Below are 19,040 nucleotides of genomic sequence, written 5' to 3'. Positions count from 1 at the left end.
GGGAGTTCCTTTCATCGCGTTGATCGCCGGTTGCGGATCCAGTGGGTTCCGGCCGCCGCCGCCCCGAGGACGGTGGCCGCGGCGCCCGCCGTCAGCAGACGGCCGTCACGGGCGGAGCGCTCGGGGCGGGCGGCGAGCTTCTCGGGGTGGTCGGCGGGCAGGTGCTGACCGTCGAGGCCGAGCGCCAGGGCCTCGGCGAGGTGCAGGGCGCGGCGGCCGGTGTCGCCCTGTTCGATCTGCGTACGGCAACTGAAGCCGTCGGCGAGGACCAGCGCGCCGGGGGCGGTCTCCCGCACCGCGGGCAGCACCCCCTGCTCCGCCACGGTCATGGACAGGTCGTAATGCCCTTGTTCGAAGCCGAAGTTGCCGGCCAGGCCGCAGCAGCCGGCGTCCAGGACGTCGGCGTCGATCCCGGCGCGGCGCATCAGTTCACGGTCGGCGTCGTCCTTCGTCACCGCGTGCTGGTGGCAGTGGGTCTGCACGGTCGCGGTCCTGGTGAGCGACGGGGGTCGCCAGCCTTCGGGGGCGTGGTTGAGGAGTTGCTCGGCGAAGGTCCTGAACTGCCCCGCCAGGCGCCGGACATCCTGGTCGTCCGGCAGCAACTCGGGGGCGTCGGCGCGGAAGACGGCCGTACAGGACGGTTCGAGCCCGACGACGGGTGTACCGGCTTCCAGCCAGGGCCGCAGCACATCGAGCGTACGGCGCAACACCCGTTCGGCGGTGGTGAGTTGGCCCGTCGAGATCCAGGTGAGGCCGCAGCACACCGGGCTGGTGGGGACGGCGACGTTGAACCCGGCGTCCTCCAGGACCCGGACCGCGGACTTCGCGACATCCGGGTGGAAGTAGGTGCTGAACGTGTCCGGCCAGAGCAGGACGGTGCGCGGGTCGCCCGGATCGGGTTCCGTGCTCCCCCGCGCCCGCCACCACTCGACGAAGGACTCCTCGGCGAAGACCGGTGCGTCGCGCTCCACGGCCACGCCCGCCAGGCGTTTGCCGAGGTCCGCGATGCCGGGTGCGGCGAGCGCGGCGTTGACCAGGCGCGGTGCCAGTCGGGACAGCCGCGCCCACACCGGCAGCCAGCCCATGGAGTAGTGGGCCGCGGGCCGCAGCCGTCCCTCGTAGTGATGGGACAGGAACTCGGCCTTGTAGGTCGCCATGTCGACGCCGACCGGGCAGTCGGACTTGCAGCCCTTGCAGGCGAGGCAGAGGTCGAGGGCGTCGCGGACCTCGGTCGAGCGCCAGCCGTCGGTGATCGCGGAGTCGGCGTGGCCGTCGAGCATCTCGAACAGCAGCCGGGCCCGGCCACGCGTAGAGTGCTCCTCCTCGCCGGTCGCCCGGTAGGACGGGCACATCACACCGCCCTCGTGCGTACGGCAGTTGCCGATGCCGACGCACCGCAGCACCGCCCGGTCGAAGGAGTGGTCGTCGTCCGGGTAGCTGAAGTGTGTGGAGTGGCTGTCAGGCCGCCACAGGGGTCCAAGGCGCAGGTTCTCGTCCACACGGTACGGGTCGACGACCTTGCCGGGGTTCATCCGGTTGTCGGGGTCGAACAGGGCCTTCATCTGCCCGAAAGCGGTGACCAGTTCCTTCCCGAACATGCGCGGCAGCAGCTCGCCGCGGGCCTGCCCGTCACCGTGCTCGCCGGAGAGCGAACCGCCGTAGGAGGCCACCAGATCGGCGGCCCGCAGGAGGAACTCCCGGAAGTGCGCGACGCCTTGGGCGGTGGTCAGCTCGAAGGGGATGCGGGTGTGGACGCAGCCCTGCCCGAAGTGCCCGTACAGGGATGGGTGGTCGTAGCCGAACTCGGTGAAGAGCTTCTTCAGGTCGCGCAGATAGTCGCCGAGCACCTCGGGTGCCACGGCCGAGTCCTCCCAGCCCTCCCAGGTCTCCCGGCCGTCGGGCGGCCGGGCGGTGACCCCGAGGCCGGCCTCGCGTGCCTTGAGCATCTTGTGTTCGCGCGCGGGGTCGTCGGAGAAGGCCACCGTGGGATCGTCCGCCTCGCGTCCGAGGGCCCGGATCAACTGGTGGGCCTGCTCGTCGACTTCGTCCTGACTGTCCCCGGTGAACTGCATGAGCAGCCAGCTCTCGCCCTCCGGAAGCTCGTGCAGCGAGTCGAGATAGGCGCCCTCCTCGCGCATCAACTGGGCCATCCGCCCGTCCAGCGCCTCCAGTTGGGTCGGCTTGCTGTGCTTCAGCAGCCGGGGCACGTCGTCGGCCGCCGCGCAGATGTCGTCGTATCCGAGGACGAGCAGGGCCTCGCACGGTGGCAGCGGGACCAGGTCGAGTTCGGCGCGCAGGACGGTGGCGAGGGTGCCTTCGCTGCCGACGAGTGCCCGGGCCACGTCGAATCCGTTCTCGGGCAGCAGCGAGTCCAGGTTGTATCCGGAGACGCGGCGCGGGATGCGGGGGAAGCCGCGCCGTACGTCCGCCAGGTTGCGGTCGATGATCTCGCGCAGTCCCTGATGGATCTCGGCGCGCCGGCCGCCCGCGGCGATGATCTCCGCGTACTCCTCGTCGGAGGTGGGGCCGACCCAGCAGCGGGTGCCGTCGTAGGTGAGGATCTCCAGACGGCGGACGTTGTCCACGGTCTTGCCGTAGGCCTGGGCGGATCCGCCGCACGAGTTGTTGCCGATCATGCCGCCGAGCGAGCAGTGGCTGTGGGTGGACGGCTTGGGGCCGAACTGGAGCTTGTGGTCGGCGAGTTGGCGGTTGAGTTCGTCGAGTACGATCCCCGGCTCGACCACACAGGTGCGTTGCTCGGCGTCGATCGACAGGACCTGGTGGCAGTACTTCGTCCAGTCGATGACGACGGCGGTGTTGGTGCACTGGCCGCCCAGGCTCGTCCCGCCGCCCCGGGAGAGCACCGGGGCGCCGAAGTCGGCGCACACCGCGACCGCGGCGGCTCCGGCGTCGACGGTGCGCGGGACGACGACCCCGATCGGTACCTGTCGGTAGTTGGATCCGTCCGTCGCGTAGGCGCCCCGGCTGCCGTTGTCGAACCGCACCTCGCCGTCGACCCGCTCGCGGAGCGCCTGCTCCAGGGCACGTACGTCCAGCGCCGTCTCGACTCCACCTGCCTGGACCACCACTGAATCCCCTCTGCGAGGGCCCCGAGCGAAGGGGCCGTACGGATGCACCAGGACGGGTTCCCGGTGATCTAGATGGCTAACGTCCCTATCCGGGTGCCCGTACTCGGTGACTGTCGGTCACCGGAAGTCCTTCCGGGCCTTGGCGAACTCGGTGAGGAGGGTCTCGCGGAACGCCTTCAGGTCATCGGGCTTACGGCTGGTGACCAGCGTGTTCGGCCCGTGGTCGCAGACGCGGACCTGTTCGTCGACCCAGGTGCCGCCCGCGTTACTGATGTCCGTGCGCAGACTCGGCCACGAGGTCAGCGTGCGGCCCTCCACCACGCCCGCCTCGACCAGCGTCCACGGTGCGTGACAGATCGCGGCGACCGGACGGCCCAGGTCGAAGAAGGCACGCACGAACGACACGGCGTCCTCGTCGGTGCGCAGCAGGTCGGGGTTGGCGACCCCGCCCGGGAGGACGAGGCCGTCGAAGGTCTCGGCCGACGCCTCGCGCACCGTCGCCTGCACCGGGAACACGTCCGCCTTGTCGAGATGGTTGAACGCCTGGATCTGACCCGGTTCCGTCGAGACGAGGACCGGTTCGTGGCCCTGGTCGGTGACCGCCTGCCACGGGTCGGTCAGCTCGATCTGCTCGACGCCCTCGGGCGCCATCAGGAATGCGATACGCATGGTCATCGATCTCCTTGCTCGGCCTGCCAGGTGGTCTCGTCCGGGGACGGTTTGCGCCGCGCCCGGGCCGCTCGGCGGCAGCGCAGCAGCTCCTCCCCGTACGGCAGCAGCACGCACGCTCCGATGCCGGCGGCGATGCCCGCGAGATAGCCGCGCGACAGCGGTCGCCGGCGTGGCACGAGCCGCCACGCGTCCGGGTCCGAACGGCCGCCGTTCACCAAGGACTTGACCTGGTCGCTGTGCAGGCACATCAGGGAGGTGAGCGCGGCGAAGGGCAGGGATTCGAGGAAGCTGTGGATGTGCTGCTCGATCGGATTGACCTCCCGCTCGCTGCGCACCGCGGTCCGTACGTCCCACAGCGCGGTCGCCTCGTGGACCGCCGCCCCGCCGAGCTGCACCGCGAGGAGCAGCGGGTTGACCTCGTAGCGCAGCGTCAGCGCGATGGGGATGCCGACCTCGGTCATCATCAGCGCGTGGATCAGGGATTCCTTCGTGCCGGAGGTGTCCTCGATCCTGGTGCGCCGGTGCATCACCCAGTCCGCCAGGCCCGGCGCGAACCAGCCGGGCAGGAGCCCGTACAGGAGGTAGCGGGTCGTCGCGTCGCCGACGTCGGTTCGCTGCTGCCGGACGGCCGGTCGGGTGAAGGGGCGGAAGGCGGTCACACGGTTCTCCTCGCCGTTGGGGGGTTCGGGGCGGGCGGTGCCGCACCCGGATCTTCGGGCGTGGCCACCGCGTACCCGGAGACCGGGGACCGACACGGAGGTTTGTCCGGTCGCTCCGGGGAGACCCGCATATCGCCCCGCGCACCTTTCTGACGAAGGACACGCCATGGCACTGCTCGCGGTGCTCATCCCGCCCCTGATGCTCGGCCTGGTGCTCGCGTTGGGCAGATACGAGGAACTGCTGCTGCCCCGGCAGGACACCGACCTCCCCACCCCGGCCGTGACACCGCAGCCCCTCGACGCCGGCCTGCCGCGCGGCTGACCCTGTATGCCCGGCAGGTTCGTCGGCCGGTTTCCTTTCGCCCTACCAGGGCACTTCGGTTGCCAGGTCGTCGCGCGTCGCCCCTTGGCGGTGGAGTGGCGATGCTTTGATGACGTATCGGAAATAGCCAGTCAAACAGGGCGAGTTGCTCTCCTTCACGGAGGTGTCATGTGAACCGGCGTACAGCGCTCCTCGGCGTGGGCGAGGTCCTGGCGTGGTGGGCCGCGCTCGCCCTGCTGTGGCTGGTGTTCATCAGCGCGGTGGACACGCTGGAACTCGTCGTCGGCGCGTCCGCCGCGTTGCTCGGGGCGTTCGCCGCCTGGGGTGCGCGCCGGGCGGTGAGCGGGTGGTGAACGGCTGGACCGTCGCCGCGACGGCCTCGCTCGCCGCGGCGGTCGGGGCCACGGTCTGGGGCGTCGCCACGGGCCCGCTGCGGCGCCGGGTCGTGGCGCAGAACCTGTGCACCTCGCTGGCCTGTCCCGCGCTGCTGCTCCTGTCCGAGGGCTACGACCGGCCGGCCTATGTCGATGTCGCTCTGCTGCTGGCCCTGTTGGGTCCGGTCGGCACCCTGGTCTTCGCCCGGCTGCTCGCGGAGGAACTGGCGGACGATCCACCGCGGGCTTGGGGCCTCACCTACGCGGTCGCGGCCTTCGGGGCCGCGGTCGTGGTCGCCGTGGGCGTGGCCACGGGTCCGGGCCGCGCGCTGGTCAAACTCCTGGTGATCGGCGCCCTGTTGATCGGCGGGAACCTCACCGCGTCCCGTGCCCTGTCCGGTGGCTTCGCGGGGAGCCGGCGTGGATGATCCGCTGATCGTCGTGGCGTTGCTGCTGGTCGCCGCGTCCGCGACCGCCGCCGTGGCCACCCGTGATCCCTCGCGGCAGGCGCTCGTCCTGGCCGTCCTCGGGACGGTCCTGGCCGTCCTGTTCACCGTGTTCCAGGCCCCTGACGTGGCGCTGTCCCAGCTCGCCGTGGGCTCCGCCCTCACTCCCCTGCTGCTGATGCTGTCCGTGCGCAAGGTCCGGCGGCCGAGACGGCGCAAGGAGACGGACCGATGACCCGGCGGGCGCGGCTGCTCGTCATGGCCGTCGGCGGTACGGGGCTCGCCGTACTGCTGGTCGCCGCCTGCTTCGACCTGCCGGGCTTCGGCGGCCGCCAACACCCGTACGGGGACCGGGTGGTGCGCGCCTCCCTCGCCCGGCACACCGCGAACACGATCGCCTCCGTCAACTTCGACCTGCGTGCCTTCGACACCCTCGGCGAGATGAGCATCCTCTTCGCGTCCGTCCTCGGGACCGTCGTCCTGCTGCGCGAGACCCGCGACGAACACCGTGACGCGCCCGAGCCCGAGCGGGTCGCGCTCCCCGTCCGCCGATACGCGCTCCTGGTCCTCCCCGTCGCCGTCGTCACCGGCCTGTATGTGATCGCGCACGGCCAACTCAGCCCGGGCGGCGGCTTCCAGGGCGGTGTCGTCGTGGCGACCGCCCTGCACCTGCTCTACCTGGGCGCCGACTACCGCGCCCTGGAACGCGTCCGCCCGGTCTCCACCTACGAGATCGGCGACGCCCTCGCCGCCTCCGCCTATCTCGTCCTCGGCCTCGCCGGACTCCTCGCCGGCACCGCCTACCTCGCCAACTTTCTTCCCTACGGCACCTTCAACACCCTGTCCTCGGGCGGCACCGTCCCCCTGCTGAACGCGGCCATCGGCATGGAGGTCGCCTGCGCGGTCGTGCTCCTGCTCGCGCACTTCCTGGACCAGGCCGTGGAGATCGAGAAGACCGGGAAAGGGGGCGGGAAGTGATGTCGGTGCTGCCCTACCTCGTCGCCGCCTGGGTGTTCCTCGTCGGCTGCTACGGCCTGGTGACCAGCCGGAACCTCATCCACGCCGTGGGCTGTCTGGCGGTCTGCCAGTCCTCCACCTACGTCCTGCTGCTGGCCGTCGGTTACCGCGACGGCGGGACCGCGCCCGTCTTCTCGGACATCAAGCCCGGCTCCCGGCCCGTGGTCGACCCGGTGGTCCAGGCCCTCGCTCTCACCGACGTGGTCGTGGGGGCCACGGTGACGGCGGTGCTGCTCGCCCTCGTGCTGCAGATCTCCAAACTCCACGGCACGGTCGATCCCGACGAACTCTCGGAGCTGCGCGGCTGATGCACCACCTGCTTCCGGTACTCGTCGCCGTCCCGCTGCTCGGAGCCGCCCTGCTCGTCGCCAGTGGACGCCACCTCTCCCGCGCCGCCGCCGAGTCGGTGGGCTGTGTCTTCGCCGCCGGTACGGCGGGACTCGCGATCGTGCTCCTCCTCAACTCCTCGCCGCCCATGACCGACTGGGTCGGCGGGTGGACCCCCCAGGGAGGCGAGAGCGTCGGGATCGTCCTCGTGGGGGACGGTCCCGGCCTCGGTATGGCGGCGCTCGCCTCGCTGCTGACGGTGGCGGCGCTGGCCTACTCCTGGCGCTACTTCGACGAGCCGCCCCGTCGCCACGCGGGCGCCTTCCCGGCCCTGATGCTGCTCTTCCAGGGCGGTATGTGCGGCTTCGCCGTCGCGGGAGACCTGTTCGACGCCTTCGTGTTCTTCGAGTTGATGAGCGTCGTGGCGTACGCGCTGACCGGCCATCGCGTCGAGGAACCGAAGGCCGTCCAGGGCGCGTTGTCCTTCGGCGTCCTCAACTCCCTGGGCGCGTATGCCATGTTGATGGGCATCGGGCTGTTGTACGCGCGCACCGGCGAGCTCGCCATGACGAAGATCGGCCAGGGCCTCGACCGGCACGGCGGCCCCGACGCCCTCACTCTCGCGGCGTTCGCGCTGGTTCTGACGGGCCTGTTGGTGAAGGCCGCGGCCGTGCCGTTCCACTTCTGGCTGCCGGACGCGCACGCGGTGGCCCCCACCCCCGTGTGCATGCTGCTGTCCGGGGTCATGGTCGAGCTGGGCGCCTACGGCGTCTGGCGGATCTACCGCACGGTCTTCTCCGGCCCGGGCGGCATCCCGGCGTCCGACCTGGAGCGCGCCCTCGTCGTCCTCGGTGTGCTGACCTGTCTGGTCGGCGCGGTCATGTGCTGGTACCAGCGGCACATCAAACGGCTGCTGGCGTACTCCACGGTCGCCCACATGGGGCTCTTCCTCATCGGCATCGGTCTGCTGCGCCCCGAGGCCACCGACGGGGTCGCGCTGTACATCCTGGGCCACGCGGGGGTGAAGGCCGCCCTGTTCGCCTGCACCGGCGTCCTCCTCGACCGGTACGGCTCGGTGGACGAACACGCCCTCCACGGACGCGCCCGCGAGCTGCGTGGGGTCGCCGTGCTGTACGTAGTCGGCGCGCTGAGCCTCGCCGGTCTGCCGCCCTTCGGCATCGGGCTCGGGAAGGCGGTGCTGGAGGAGTCGGCCGGCGGCCCGCTGACCGTGCTGTTCGTCGCCGTGTCAGCGGTGACCGCGGGCGCGGTGCTCCGGGTGGCAGCGCGGGTCTTCTTCGGCCTCGGCCCCGAGCCCGGCGACGAGTCGTCGTACGAGACGACGGGCGTCGACGAGGAACCGGAGACCCGGCACCGGCTGAGCCGGGTACCGGACACCATGACCTCGGTGCCGGCCGTGCTGCTCCTCGCCGCCCTCGCCGTGGGCGCGGTCCCCGGCTTCGCCACCGTGCTCGGCCACGCCGTGTCCGGCGAGGAGACCCCCTCCCCGCACTGGACGCTCGCCGGACTGCTCCTCGGTCTCACCTCGACCCTGCTGGCCCTCGGCCTGGCCGCGCTCGCCGTGACCCGCCCGAAGCCGCTCGGCGACCCGTCCTGGACGACGGGGCTACGACGCCTGCAGTCCGGCCACATCGGCGACTACGTGGCGTGGCTGCTGCTGGGCACGACCCTGCTCGCGGCGCTGGCCCTGCCCACGCTCCTGGACGGCTGAGCGCACCCGGCCGACGCCGACGACGCATGGTCCGGCCGGGCGGGGATACCCCTGTGTTATGCCACGGACACCGGGACCCCGACAGCACACGGAGCGCAGCACGCCGGACAGGCCCAGCAAACTTCCGAAGCGGTCCTGGTGGGCGGTGCTCAGGGGCACGGTCAGGGAGTTCCAGAACGACGAACTCGCCGACCGGGCCGCCGCGTTGACGTACTACGGGGTACTGTCCCTCTTCCCCGCGCTGCTGGTCCTGGTCTCCCTGCTCGGCATCGCGGGCAGGTCGGCGACCCAGCAGGTCCTGGACAACATCGAGAAACTGACGCCGGGTTCGGCCCGGGACATCATCAGCGAGGCGGTACGGCAACTCCAGGCGACCGGTGGCCTCGGCTCGATCGTGGCCGTCGTAGGCATCGTGGTGGCGGTGTGGTCGGCCTCCGGCTACATCGCGGCGTTCATCCGCAGCGCCAACGTGGTCTACGACATTCCCGAGGGCCGCCCCGTGTGGAAGGTGCTGCCGATCCGGGTCGGTGTCACGGTGGTGCTGCTGGTCCTGGCCATGGTCAGCGCGCTGATCGTGGTGTTCACCGGCGGCCTGGCCCACGCGATCGGTTCCGCGTTCGGGATCGGGGACGCCACGCTGAGGGTGTGGTCCATCGCGAAGTGGCCGGGGCTGGTCGTCCTGGTCACGATCATGATCGCGATCCTGTACTGGGCGGCACCGAACGTGAAGGGCCGGGGCTTCCGCTGGGTCACTCCGGGCAGCGTGCTGGCCCTGCTGGTCTGGATGACGGCCTCGGCGGGGTTCGCGTTCTACGTGGCCCACTTCTCCTCGTACAACAAGACGTACGGCACGCTCGCCGGCGTGATCGTCTTCCTGATGTGGCTGTGGATCAGCAATATCGCGATCCTGCTCGGACTCGAGTTCGACGCGGAGCTCGCCCGCCAGCGAGCCGTCGTCGGTGGACACCCCAAGGACGCGGAGCCGTACCTCCCGCCCCGTGACACCCGCGCGTGGAGCGAGCAGGACCATCGCCGTATGGAGTGACGCCTCACGGGGTACCCGGTGTCGACACCCATCCACGACACATCCCCTGGAGGCCTTCATGTTCCGTGCCATCGCAGACGTGCTCCGCAGCATCGGCAGCGCGATCGCCACCGTCGTGACACTGCCGTTCAGGGCGCTCGCCCGGCTGTTCGGCGGGGCGTCGCGCTCCGCGCACTGACGTCATGACCACGGGGGGCGACTCCTCCGGCACACGGTCCGGACCGGAAGAGCCTGACCATCACATTCCCCCGGGGGACAAGGCGACGGCTGAGGGACGAGTGCCCACATATCCACGGCCTATCAGTCGTCGTTCGTCATTCGTCCATCACTTTCTCGCTTGCCCGGCGGAGCGAAGAAGCGTTCGACGTCCGCGTCCGTGACCTCGGTGAGCGTGCGCGGCGACCAGTGCGGGGTGCGGTCCTTGTCGATGATCTGGGCGCGGATGCCCTCCACCAGGTCGGGCGAGGTCAGGGCGTGGCAGGAGACCCGGTACTCCTGGTCAAGGACGTTCTCCAGTGAGCCCAGCCGCCGGGCCCGGCGGAGTGCGGCGAGGGTGACCTTGAGGGAAGTCGGTGACCTGGTCAGCAGGGTTTCGGCGGTCTCCTTCGCCTCGCCTGCGCCGTGGTCGAGGAGGCCTCCGAGGATCTCCTCCACGGTGTCGGCGGAGTAGCAGGCGTCGATCCAGCCCCGCGCCGAGGCGAGTTCACCGGGCGGGGCCGGTCGCGCGTACCGGTCCAGGACCTCGGGCACCGGTGCGTGGGCGAGGTCGTCGAGCAGCGACGGCAAGGACCCGGAGAGCGTGTAGTGATCGGCGAGGCCGCACAACAGGGCGTCGGCCGCGCCTACTTGAGCGCCGGTCAGCGCGAGGTGTGTGCCGAGTTCGCCGGGTGCGCGGGCGAGGAGATAGGTGCCGCCGACGTCCGGTACGAAGCCGATGCCGGTCTCGGGCATGGCGACACGCGAGCGTTCGGTGACGATCCGCACGCTGCCGTGCGCGGAGAGGCCCACGCCGCCGCCCATGACGATGCCGTCCATGACGGCGACGTACGGCTTCGGGTAGCGGGCGATCCGCGCGTTGAGCCGGTACTCGTCGCGCCAGAAGGCGACCGCCGCCGACCCGTCCCCGTCGCGCGCGTCGTCGTGGATGGCGCGGATGTCGCCGCCCGCGCATAGCCCCCGCTCCCCCGCGCCGCTGATGACGACGGTCTCGACGGCCGGGTCGTGCTCCCAGTCCGTCAGCGCCTCGTCGATCCGGCGGACCATGGCGTGGGTCAGGGCGTTGAGCGCCTTGGGACGGTTGAGGGTGAGGTACGCGGCGCGTCCCTCGGTACGCAGGAGTACGGGGTCGTCGGCGCCGCGCATGATCTCGTGGGTTCCTTCCAGGATCCGGTGGACCCCTGTGGTCCCGGACGATCTTCCTCCTACCGTATGCGCTCGGAGGGCGGGGAAAAGAGTTGGATGCCTGGGAGAGCGGGCTTCAACGGGGCGTCGGCGACGGCGCTCCCGCGTCGCCCGTGAGATCCATCCCCGTCATCAGTTCGGCGAAGGCGCGGGCGGCAGTGGGGGACGTGAAGAGCCGGTCGAGCCGGGCGCGGGCCAGGCCGCGCTGGAAAGGGCCGCAGTGGGTGGCGTCACCGGCGTCGTGGAGCATGCGGGTCATCCAGTGGGAGAGCTCCTGGTCGTTCCAGACGCGGCGCAGGCACCGTTCCGAGTAGGTGCGCAGAGCGGTGTCGTCGCGGTCGTGGACGGAGTCCCGGACGGCTCGGGCGAAGAGGTCGGCGTCGTAGAGGGCGAGGTTCATCCCCTTGCCGCCCATCGGCGAGACGATGTGGGCCGCGTCGCCGACGAGGAAGAGGCGGCCGTATCGCATCGGGTCGTGCACCAGGCTGCGGAGCCGGAAGATCTCGCGGTCGGTGATCGGGCCGCAGACGAGGGCCGGGTCGCCGAGCCGGGTGCGCAGGGCGTCCCAGACGCGCGCGTCGGACCAGGCGTCGGGGTGGTCGTCGGGCGGGCACTGGAGGTAGTAGCGGCTGGTGTACGGGCCCCGTGGGAAGTGGGCGGCGAAACCCTGCGGGCTGACGGCCAGGAGCGGGTGGGCCGGCGGCGGGGCGTCGGCCAGGACCGTCAGCCAGCCGATGCCGTGATCGAAGGCGTACGGGGTGAGGGCGCCCTCGGGGACGGCGGTACGGCTGATGCCGTGATCGCCGTCGCAGCCCGCGACGAAGGCGCAGGTGATCGCGCGGAGGCTGCCGTCCGGGGCGCGGTAGCGGACGGTGGGGCGCTCGCCGGTCAGGTCGTGCAGGGAGACGTCCGCGGCCTCGAAGCGCAGGTCGCCGCCGTCCGCGAGATACGTGGCGGTGAGCTTCTGGACCAGCATCTGCTGGGGGCAGAGGCGGGCCGTAGGGCCGTGTGAGCCGTCGTTGTCGGAGACCAGGTGGGGCTCGCCGTCGACCCGGATCTCCAGGATGCCCTCGTGCGGGACACCGCCCAGGACGCTGTCGGCCAGGCCCCAGGAGTCGAACATGCGCACGGCGCGGGTCTCGACGATGCCGGCGCGCTGGCGCTGTGCCACGTACTCGCGGGTCTGCCGTTCCAGCACGACGCAGTCGACGCCGCTGCGTCGCAGCAGGTTCGCGACGGTCAGACCGGCCGGGCCCGCACCGATCACCACCACGGTCGTGGATTCCGGTGACGTGCTCAACTCCCGTGCGCTGTCGACCACTTGCCCACCTCCGCAAGCACCCTAGCCGAGCCGGTCGGGTACCCGGATCTGTTTCGGATCGCGAGGACGGGGCACAAGCGAGCGCAGTCCGGTGCTTCGGTCAGTAGGCACGCGTTCTTCCCGTTCTTGTCATGCGAGGAGTGTCATCGTGCCCCGTCCTTCCATCGTGCCCAATCCGGAAGTGCTGCGACAGGCAGTCGACCGCTATCTGGCCCTCGCGGCCGACGGAGACATCGCCGCCGTCCCTCTCCAGAACGCCGCCTACACCCTGTGCGTGCTGACCGGCACCCGCACGGTGGAGGAGGCCATGGCCGCCGTGGAGCTGCTGTGTTCCGGGGTCCCTTCGGGCGGGAACGCGCCCGGGGAACGGGAGTTGGTGTAGCGGCGCACCCGGTCGCTTCCTACGCGTCCGGGTCCCAGGCCTGGAGCTGGTCGAAGAGGCGTCGGTCGCCGTCGACGTGCAGGGAGTCCATCGGGATCCGGTCGTACAGGGCGAGGACCAGTTCACCTGCCGTGCCGCGGGCCGAGGCATCGGCCGCGGGTGTCGTCACGGGCCCGGGGAGCGGGGTGGACCGCGCGCCGTCGGCGGAGAGTGTGACGCGCCAGGCGCGGCCCTCGGTGGCGTGGTACTCGACGACGGCGGGCTCGTGCGGCCAGGGGCTCGTCGTGGTCGCGCAGCAGGTGGACAGGAACTCGTCGACTCCGTCGAGTGCGGCCTCCGCCGGCAGCGGCTGCGGGGTGCCCGCGGTGATCTGGGCGTCGTAGGTGTGCACCGCGGCCTCCTGGACCTGGTGCCGGGCCACGGCGCCGCTGGTGTGCGGCGACTGCGATCCGTCCCACCATGTCCAGCAGCCGCGATCCGGGCCCGACTCCCGCAGAGCACCCAGCAGTTGCTCCGTGGACTCGGCCGACCAGGCCAGCAACGCCTCGGGTTCGTTCGGCGCGGTCGAGGCGAAGTCCGAGGTGTTCCCCGCCGGAGGAGCCTCGGCGGGCCCCGTGGCGATGATCGCGGCCCAGCGGCGGTGGACCCCGCCCAGATGCAGCACCAGATCCCGCAGCGTCCACTCGGGACAGGTCGGGACCTTCGCCTCAAGGCCGGGCGCCGAGGCGACCGCGGCCCGGAACGCGACCGACCGCTCGTCGATCAGCCGGAGCAGGGCAGGGAACTCCAGAGTCTGTGTCACGTCGACTGTCTATCACCGTGCGCGGGCGGACTCACAACGGTTTTCACCGCCGCCGCATCCAGCCCAACGGTCAGCCGTCGAGGGCCTTTTGGACCGTCGGGTAGCAGTCGATGATCCCGTCGATGCCGACGAGCTGGATGATGCGCAGCACGGGTGGGGTGGCTCCGGCCAGTCGCAGCCAGCCGTCCGCCTCGGTGAGGGCGCGGTGGACCGCTATGAGGACGTTGATGCCGCTGGAATCCATGAAGGTGACGTCACTGAGGTCGAGGACGACATGCGGTGCGATGCCGCCCGGCGGCTCCAGTGCGTCCCGCAGTGAGCCGCAGCTCTCTTGGTCGATCTCGCCGGCCGCGGCCACGACCAAGGTGTCGTCGACGGTGTCGGAGCTGACCGCCAACCGGCCCGGCTGTCCCGCTTGTTCGGTGTCCGCCATCTGTCCTCATACACAGGTCGGTGAGCGCTACGGATCAGGATTTTCATCCGGAGTGCTGCCCCGCATCGTACGGTTGATGCCTTCGTCCGGTGGAGTCGGCGGAAATTGACGGAGTGGTTGTTACCTCACGGGGTATGCGCGGGGCACGCAGAAGGCGGTGAAGAGATCCGGATGGAACCAGATTCGTCGGAGGACGCCGACATAGCGCCGCGGGCCCGTGCCCAGGCCATACGCTCCACCGTGGCGCTGGACGGGGACGGCTCGTGCATCGCCGAGGCCCGCCGGCTGGCCGCGTCGTTCCTCGCTCGGGTCCGGGCCGAGTACGGGCTGCCGGTGTCCGCCCGTGCGATGGATCTCACGCAGTTGGTGGTCAGCGAGCTGGTGACCAACGCCCGTAAGTACGCGCCGGGTCCGGTGCTGATGGACCTGCGGATCGTCGGCGCGCTGGTCCAGGTGGAGGTCTGGGACTCCGACCCGGTTCTACCGGTCGCCCGTGCCGCGGATGCCCAACGCGTGGGCCAGCACGGTCTGGAGATCGTGCGGGCCGTCGCGCGCGGCTTCGAGGCACGGCGAGAACCGGTGGGCAAGCGCATCATGGCCCGCATCGCCCTCACGGACAGCCCGGACGGGAGCGTCGGCAGCGAGGGTCCGCTGCGCGCGTGAACAGTGTCAGTGCGACAGGAGTCGGGCCGTCACCGTCCCGTCCCGGTACATGGCTGATCGAATGTGGGGCAGCCGCACTCCATGTTCTCGGTGATGCGGCATGGGTGAGTCCCTCGCCCTGGTGTCCGCCCTGTGTTTCGGGGTGACCCACTTCGTCAACGGGCTGCTGTCCCGCCGGGTCGACGGCATGACCGTCGCCCTGCACGCGCAGGTGGGCGGGACCGCGCTGGCCCTGGTCCTCGCGTCGAGTCTGCCGGGTGGTTCCACCTCGCCGGCGGACTACAGGTGGGGAGCGTTGTCAGGCGTCGGAACAGGGGTGGGCGTCGCGTTTCTGTACCGGGCGATGTCGCAGGGCGCGATGAGCGTCGTCGTCCCGGTGAGCGATGTCGGAGCCGTGGCGCTGCCGGTGCTGGTGGGTGTGCTTCTCCTCGGGGAACGCCCGACGGCGCCCGTGTGGGTGGGTATGGCCGCCGTGCTGCCCGCGCTGTGGCTGGTCTCGCAGAACACTCCGGGCGCGGGTGACGCGAACGGCGGCGCCGCCTCCGACGGGGTGCCCAGCGCGTTGGTGGCCAGTGCGGGGATCGGGCTGCAGTTCCTGGCCATGGCCCAAGTGGACAGCGGAAGCGGCCTCTGGCCGGTCGTGCTGAGCCGGGTGGTGTCCGTCGTGGTCATCGCCTGCGTGCTGGTGCCCTACGGCGGCCGGTGGAGGATGCCGGTCCGGCTGTGGGCGGTGGCCGTCGCGGCGGGCATGGTGGGGACGGCCGCCATCGTGCTGTATCTGGAGGCGACCGCCCGGCAGCTCATGGCCGTGGCGACAGTGCTCTCGTCCCTGTATCCCGCCGTCCCCGTCGTGCTCGCCCTTCTGTTCCTGGGCGAACGTCTGAGCCGTCGGCAGACCGTCGGCCTGGTGTGCGCGGCACTCGCCGTCGCGCTGATCGCTCTGCGCTGACTTTGGGCGCCACGCCGTTTGAACCCGGCGCCGGAGGTAACCCGGACGACTAGCTCCAGGAACCACACATTTCCACCACACACAGAGAGAGAAGTTGAAGCGCTGTGACCGCGCGCACCGACAAGAGGAAAGCCGTGCAACTGAGGACACCAGCATGACGCCCCCGCCGTGCACGCTCCCCGAGGGCAACATCGTCAGAGGAGACGACTGACGCGACGGAGAACGGGCCGGAGGCCGAAAGCCTCCGGCCCGTCGCATGTCCTCGCTCGGGCGGACCGCCGTTCAGTAAGGAAGCCGACCATGTCCACCAAGGTGTCCGACTACGTTCTCCAGCGGTTGCGCGAGTGGGACGTGGACCATGTCTTCGCCTACGCGGGCGACGGCATCAACGGTCTGCTCGCCGCCTGGGGACGATCCGAGAACAAGCCGACGTTCGTCCAGTCCCGGCACGAGGAGATGTCCGCGTTCGAAGCCGTCGGCTACGCCAAGTTCTCCGGCAAGGTCGGCGTCTGCGCCGCCACCTCCGGCCCCGGCGCCATCCACCTCCTCAACGGCCTCTACGACGCCAAACTCGACCACGTCCCCGTCATCGCCATCGTCGGCCAGACCAACCGCAGCGCCATGGGCGGCAGCTACCAGCAGGAAGTCGACCTCCTGAGCCTCTACAAGGACGTCGCCTCCGCATACTGCGAGATGGTCACCGTCCCCGAACAACTGCCCAACGTCCTCGACCGCGCCCTGCGCACCGCCTACGCCAAACGCACCGTCACCGCCGTCATCATCCCCGCCGACGTACAGGAACTCGACTACTCAGCCCCCACCCACGCCTTCAAGATGGTGCCCTCCAGCCTCGGCCTGCCGCAGTACACGGCGGTGCCCAGGGACGACGATCTGCGGCGGGCCGCCGAGGTGCTCAACTCCGGTGGCAAGGCGGCCATTCTGATCGGGCAGGGGGCGCGCGGTGCCCGTACGGAGGTGATGGCGGTCGCCGACCGGCTCGGTGCCGGGGTCGCCAAGGCGCTGCTCGGCAAGGACGTCCTGGACGACGATCTGCCCTATGTCACCGGCGCGACAGGGCTGTTGGGGACCCGGCCGTCGTACGAGATGATGCGTGAGTGCGACGTCCTGCTGGTGATCGGTTCGTCGTTCCCCTACACCCAGTTCCTGCCGAAGTTCGGGAAGGCGCGGGCCGTGCAGATCGACATCGATCCGCACATGATCGGGCTGCGCTACCCGTTCGAGGTCAATCTCGTCGGCGACGCCGCCGGGACTCTGCGTCGGCTGCTGCCGCTGCTGGAGCAGATGGAGGACCCGGCGTGGCGCGAGAAGATCCAGGCCAACGTGGCCCGTTGGTGGGAGGTCATGGAGCGGCGGGCCACCGTGGACGCCGATCCGGTCAACCCGGAGCATGTCGTGCACGCGCTGAGCGCGCTGCTGCCGGACGACGTGATCCTGTCCGCCGACTCCGGCTCGGCCGCCAACTGGTATGCCCGGCACCTCAAGTTGAGCGGTGCGATGCGCGGCTCGCTGTCGGGCACGCTCGCCAGCATGGGGCCCGGTGTGCCGTACGCCATCGGTGCCAAGTTCGCGCACGGTGACCGGCCGGCGATCGCGCTGGTGGGCGACGGGGCGATGCAGATGAACGGCATGGCCGAGTTGATCACCGTGGCCAAGTACTGGCAGGAGTGGCGGGATCCGCGGCTCGTCGTCGCCGTCCTCAACAACCGGGACCTCAACCAGGTGACCTGGGAGATGCGCGCCATGTCCGGCGCCCCGCAGTTCCTGCCCTCCCAGTCGATCCCGGACGTGCCCTACGCCGACTTCGCCCGCTCGATCGGCCTGAACGGTGTCCGCGTGGAGAGGCCGGACGAGGTGACCGGCGCCTGGGAGAGCGCGCTCGCCGCCGACCGGCCGTGCGTGCTGGACTTCGTGACCGACCCCGCCGTACCGCCGATCCCGCCGCACGCCGGTCTGGACCAGATCGAGGCCGCCGCGTCCGCCGTCCTCAAGGGCGACAGCGACAGCGCGGCCATGGTGCGGCAGGGCTTCAAGGCCAAGGTCCAGGACTTCCTGCAGTGACGCATCACGCAGAAACGGGATGTCTGACCATGCCGGACACGGGCACCCGTGACCAGGTAAGGAACCGCACGCCCTACCGAACGACCAGAGGTGAACCATGACCGAGGAGATCAAGAACCTGACCCCGAAGTACACCGTTCCCGGCATCCGGCGCGAGGACGCGGGCCGGCTGATCGGCGTGCTGCGGCTGCGGCTCCACTCGCTGAACGACCTTCACCTGACGTTGAAGCACGTGCACTGGAACGTCGTCGGGCCGCACTTCATCGCCGTGCACGAGATGATCGACCCGCAGGTCGACCGGGTGCGGGAGATGGCCGACGACGTGGCCGAGCGCATCGCCGCGCTGGGCGGGGTGGCGCCGGGCACACCGGGCACGCTGGTGGCCGAGCGCACGTGGGACGACTACTCCATCGGCCGGGCCGACGCCATCGCTCACCTCGGCGCGCTCAACATCGTCTACACGGGGTTGATCGAGGACGTCCGCGCCGCGATCAAGGAGGCGGGTGAGATCGACCCCGCCACCGAGGACCTGCTCATCGAGCAACTGCGCGACCTGGAGCAGTTCCAGTGGTTCGTGCGGGCGCACCTGGAGAGCGCGGGCGGCACGCTCGCCACCGGTGACGCGCACTCCGAGCAGGAGGCCGCCGCCAAGGGCGCCGAACTCGGCTGAGTACCTGACGACAAGGACATCCCAGGTCCTGAGGCATCCCCGAAACTTGCCGTTTGACAACTATGGCCATGAGGCAAGAAAGTAGCGGGTGTCATCGCACCAGTGGGGAAGGATCTGGGATGTCCCGGTCGGCGGAGGCCACTCCGTGCACCGGGCGGCTCGGTCAGGCGGTCCGGCTGCCGGAGGACTCGTCAAGGTCGTGTATCTGCGCCGACGCCACCGCACAGAACGACTCAAGGCCGGTGAGCAGCGCGTTGCGCCCGGCGGTCGGCATCTGCGCCAGGACCGCCCCCAGCGCCTCCTCGCGACGGGCCCGCAGGTCCGAGAGAAAGGCCCTGCCCAGGCCGCTGAGGTACAGGCGGACCTCGCGCCGGTCCGTGGGGCTCACCTCGCGGTCGACGAATCCGGCGGCCTGCAGACGGTCGCACAGCCGGCTGGTCGACGGCGGTGTCGAGGCGAGGTGGTCGGCGAGCGTGCGCAGGTTGATTCCCTCGTGGTGCTCCAGGATGAACAGGACGCGTAGCTGCGAGGCGGACGCGGGCGCTGTCGAGGCGCGCCCCCACAGGACTTCCAGCAGCTCCGCGGCAGTGGACGTGACGCGCGCGACCTCGTCGGGTTCGGGGCGGGGGTGGAAGGACGTCACGGTCACACTCTCGCAGG

22 protein-coding genes are annotated in these 19,040 nt (G+C 70.6%); 14 read left to right on the top strand and 8 right to left on the bottom strand.

The window, feature by feature from the left end; genetic code table 11:
* Positions 1-11: 11 nt before the first annotated feature.
* The 3 genes from AB0M63_RS26680 to AB0M63_RS26670 form a co-directional block, all read right to left on the bottom strand.
* Positions 12-3,086 carry an FAD-linked oxidase C-terminal domain-containing protein gene (locus tag AB0M63_RS26680; RefSeq protein WP_366021177.1) on the bottom strand — a complete coding sequence of 1,025 codons (3,075 nt, stop codon included), beginning with the start codon at positions 3,084-3,086 and terminating at the stop codon, positions 12-14.
* Positions 3,087-3,206: 120 nt separating this feature from the next.
* On the bottom strand, positions 3,207-3,758 hold the full coding sequence (locus AB0M63_RS26675) for a type 1 glutamine amidotransferase domain-containing protein (protein WP_355925290.1): 552 nt from the start codon (positions 3,756-3,758) through the stop codon (positions 3,207-3,209).
* A gap of 2 nt (positions 3,759-3,760) precedes the next feature.
* Positions 3,761-4,420 carry a diguanylate cyclase gene (locus AB0M63_RS26670; RefSeq protein ID WP_366021176.1) on the bottom strand — a complete coding sequence of 220 codons (660 nt, stop codon included), beginning with the start codon at positions 4,418-4,420 and terminating at the stop codon, positions 3,761-3,763.
* 166 nt (positions 4,421-4,586) lie between these two features.
* Between AB0M63_RS26670 and AB0M63_RS26665 the strand changes: the two genes are divergently transcribed.
* The 9 genes from AB0M63_RS26665 (at position 4,587) to AB0M63_RS26625 (ending at position 9,858) form a co-directional block, all read left to right on the top strand.
* Complete coding sequence (locus AB0M63_RS26665; RefSeq protein ID WP_355925294.1) at positions 4,587-4,742, top strand: hypothetical protein; 156 nt, start codon at positions 4,587-4,589, stop codon at positions 4,740-4,742.
* Between the two features lie 170 nt (positions 4,743-4,912).
* On the top strand, positions 4,913-5,095 hold the full coding sequence (locus tag AB0M63_RS26660; RefSeq protein ID WP_355925297.1) for a hypothetical protein: 183 nt from the start codon (positions 4,913-4,915) through the stop codon (positions 5,093-5,095).
* Positions 5,092-5,544, top strand: a complete 453-nt coding sequence (locus AB0M63_RS26655) for an MrpF/PhaF family protein (protein WP_366021175.1) — start codon at positions 5,092-5,094, stop codon at positions 5,542-5,544. Before AB0M63_RS26660 ends, AB0M63_RS26655 begins: the two co-directional genes overlap by 4 nt.
* Positions 5,537-5,797, top strand: coding sequence for a DUF4040 domain-containing protein (locus AB0M63_RS26650; RefSeq protein ID WP_355925302.1), 261 nt, complete (start codon positions 5,537-5,539; stop codon positions 5,795-5,797). Before AB0M63_RS26655 ends, AB0M63_RS26650 begins: the two co-directional genes overlap by 8 nt.
* Complete coding sequence (locus AB0M63_RS26645) at positions 5,794-6,540, top strand: MnhB domain-containing protein (RefSeq protein ID WP_366021174.1); 747 nt, start codon at positions 5,794-5,796, stop codon at positions 6,538-6,540. Before AB0M63_RS26650 ends, AB0M63_RS26645 begins: the two co-directional genes overlap by 4 nt.
* Positions 6,540-6,887 carry a sodium:proton antiporter gene (locus AB0M63_RS26640; RefSeq protein WP_355925308.1) on the top strand — a complete coding sequence of 116 codons (348 nt, stop codon included), beginning with the start codon at positions 6,540-6,542 and terminating at the stop codon, positions 6,885-6,887. The genes AB0M63_RS26645 and AB0M63_RS26640 overlap by 1 nt, the downstream gene beginning before the upstream one ends.
* Positions 6,887-8,635 carry a complex I subunit 5 family protein gene (locus AB0M63_RS26635; protein WP_366021173.1) on the top strand — a complete coding sequence of 583 codons (1,749 nt, stop codon included), beginning with the start codon at positions 6,887-6,889 and terminating at the stop codon, positions 8,633-8,635. Before AB0M63_RS26640 ends, AB0M63_RS26635 begins: the two co-directional genes overlap by 1 nt.
* A gap of 58 nt (positions 8,636-8,693) precedes the next feature.
* Entirely contained in the window at positions 8,694-9,680 is a 987-nt protein-coding gene (locus AB0M63_RS26630) for a YihY/virulence factor BrkB family protein (RefSeq protein ID WP_366021172.1), read from the top strand.
* 58 nt (positions 9,681-9,738) lie between these two features.
* Positions 9,739-9,858: an LPFR motif small protein gene (locus tag AB0M63_RS26625; RefSeq protein ID WP_328833325.1), complete on the top strand. Its 120-nt coding sequence runs from the start codon at positions 9,739-9,741 to the stop codon at positions 9,856-9,858.
* Between the two features lie 122 nt (positions 9,859-9,980).
* Here AB0M63_RS26625 and AB0M63_RS26620 read toward each other — a convergent pair whose 3' ends face one another.
* Both AB0M63_RS26620 and AB0M63_RS26615 read right to left on the bottom strand, forming a co-directional pair.
* Entirely contained in the window at positions 9,981-11,042 is a 1,062-nt protein-coding gene (locus tag AB0M63_RS26620; protein ID WP_366021171.1) for an enoyl-CoA hydratase/isomerase family protein, read from the bottom strand.
* Between the two features lie 115 nt (positions 11,043-11,157).
* Positions 11,158-12,402 carry a 4-hydroxybenzoate 3-monooxygenase gene (locus AB0M63_RS26615; protein ID WP_366021170.1) on the bottom strand — a complete coding sequence of 415 codons (1,245 nt, stop codon included), beginning with the start codon at positions 12,400-12,402 and terminating at the stop codon, positions 11,158-11,160.
* A gap of 148 nt (positions 12,403-12,550) precedes the next feature.
* On the opposite strand from AB0M63_RS26615, the gene AB0M63_RS26610 reads away from it, so the two are divergent.
* Positions 12,551-12,784 (top strand): DUF5133 domain-containing protein, encoded by a 234-nt coding sequence (locus AB0M63_RS26610; RefSeq protein WP_366021169.1) that lies wholly within the window; start codon positions 12,551-12,553, stop codon positions 12,782-12,784.
* Positions 12,785-12,803: 19 nt separating this feature from the next.
* Here the strand turns inward: AB0M63_RS26610 and AB0M63_RS26605 are convergent, their stop codons facing one another.
* Both AB0M63_RS26605 and AB0M63_RS26600 read right to left on the bottom strand, forming a co-directional pair.
* Positions 12,804-13,586, bottom strand: a complete 783-nt coding sequence (locus AB0M63_RS26605; RefSeq protein WP_355925326.1) for a maleylpyruvate isomerase family mycothiol-dependent enzyme — start codon at positions 13,584-13,586, stop codon at positions 12,804-12,806.
* Between the two features lie 70 nt (positions 13,587-13,656).
* Complete coding sequence (locus tag AB0M63_RS26600) at positions 13,657-14,019, bottom strand: STAS domain-containing protein (protein WP_366021168.1); 363 nt, start codon at positions 14,017-14,019, stop codon at positions 13,657-13,659.
* Between the two features lie 171 nt (positions 14,020-14,190).
* On the opposite strand from AB0M63_RS26600, the gene AB0M63_RS26595 reads away from it, so the two are divergent.
* From AB0M63_RS26595 to AB0M63_RS26580, 4 genes are all read left to right on the top strand, one after another.
* Positions 14,191-14,682, top strand: coding sequence for an ATP-binding protein (locus AB0M63_RS26595; RefSeq protein WP_355925332.1), 492 nt, complete (start codon positions 14,191-14,193; stop codon positions 14,680-14,682).
* A gap of 100 nt (positions 14,683-14,782) precedes the next feature.
* On the top strand, positions 14,783-15,631 hold the full coding sequence (locus tag AB0M63_RS26590) for an EamA family transporter (protein WP_366021167.1): 849 nt from the start codon (positions 14,783-14,785) through the stop codon (positions 15,629-15,631).
* 300 nt (positions 15,632-15,931) lie between these two features.
* Positions 15,932-17,710, top strand: coding sequence for a thiamine pyrophosphate-requiring protein (locus AB0M63_RS26585; protein WP_366021166.1), 1,779 nt, complete (start codon positions 15,932-15,934; stop codon positions 17,708-17,710).
* A gap of 97 nt (positions 17,711-17,807) precedes the next feature.
* Positions 17,808-18,380 (top strand): DNA starvation/stationary phase protection protein, encoded by a 573-nt coding sequence (locus AB0M63_RS26580; protein ID WP_355915475.1) that lies wholly within the window; start codon positions 17,808-17,810, stop codon positions 18,378-18,380.
* Positions 18,381-18,543: 163 nt separating this feature from the next.
* Here the strand turns inward: AB0M63_RS26580 and AB0M63_RS26575 are convergent, their stop codons facing one another.
* Positions 18,544-19,029, bottom strand: coding sequence for a MarR family transcriptional regulator (locus tag AB0M63_RS26575; protein WP_355915472.1), 486 nt, complete (start codon positions 19,027-19,029; stop codon positions 18,544-18,546).
* Between the last annotated feature and the right edge of the window lie 11 nt (positions 19,030-19,040).

The organism is Streptomyces sp. NPDC051576, assembly GCF_040681835.1.
GTDB lineage: Bacteria > Actinomycetota > Actinomycetes > Streptomycetales > Streptomycetaceae > Streptomyces.
This window is presented reverse-complemented; position numbering and strand designations above follow the sequence as displayed.